Source organism: Lysobacter enzymogenes (assembly GCF_017168095.1).
Classification (GTDB): Bacteria; Pseudomonadota; Gammaproteobacteria; order Xanthomonadales; family Xanthomonadaceae; genus Lysobacter; species Lysobacter enzymogenes_D.
On record NZ_LXSD01000452.1, the window covers coordinates 1 to 671 of the forward strand.

General features: G+C 77.9%; 2 protein-coding genes. Both read left to right on the forward strand.

What is annotated here, in order from left to right:
* Nucleotides 1–333: XdhC family protein (locus A7A76_RS19355; protein WP_206412746.1), on the forward strand; the 333-nt coding region annotated here is incomplete at its 5' end.
* Between the two features lie 3 nt (nt 334–336).
* Nucleotides 337–671 (forward strand): NTP transferase domain-containing protein (locus A7A76_RS19360; protein WP_206412747.1); only part of this gene is annotated, 335 nt, incomplete at its 3' end.

The following is a 671-nucleotide window of genomic DNA, read 5'->3' on the forward strand; positions in this document are numbered from 1 at the left end:
GCCGACCACGCGGTCGCCCGCGCGCCCGCGCAGGCGCTGGCGACCGCGCGCGCGCACGACGCCGCGCTGGTCATGCACCACCACTTCGAACTCGACCGCGAGGCGCTGGAGCAGCTCGGCGGCGACAGCGGCCAGGCGATCGGCTTCGTCGGCCTGCTCGGCCCGCAGCGGCGCCGCGACGACCTGTTCCGGGTGCTGCCGGCGAGCGCGCGCGAATCGCTGGCGCCGCGCCTGCATTCGCCGATCGGCCTGGCCCTGGGCGGCGAAGGGCCGGAAGCGATCGCGCTGAGCGTGGCCGCGCAGTTGCAGCGCCATCGCCACGGCGGGGCGTGAGCGGTGCGGTTCGCCGCCGTCCTGCTCGCCGCCGGCGCCAGCCGTCGCCTCGGCCGGCCCAAGCAACTGCTGCGCCGCGACGGCGAAACCCTGCTGCGCCGCGGCGCGCGGCTGGCGCTGGCCAGCGCCGCGGCGCGCACCGTGGTGGTGCTCGGCGCGCGCGCCGACGCGTTGCGCGGCGAACTCGACGGGCTGGCGGTAGAAATCGTGCTCAATCCCGACTGGCAGGACGGCATGGCCGCGAGCCTGGCCGCGGCGGCGCGCGCGCTGGCCGGTTTCGACGGCGCGGTGCTGGTGCTGGCCTGCGACCAGCCCGCGCTGGAGCTCGCCCACCTGCG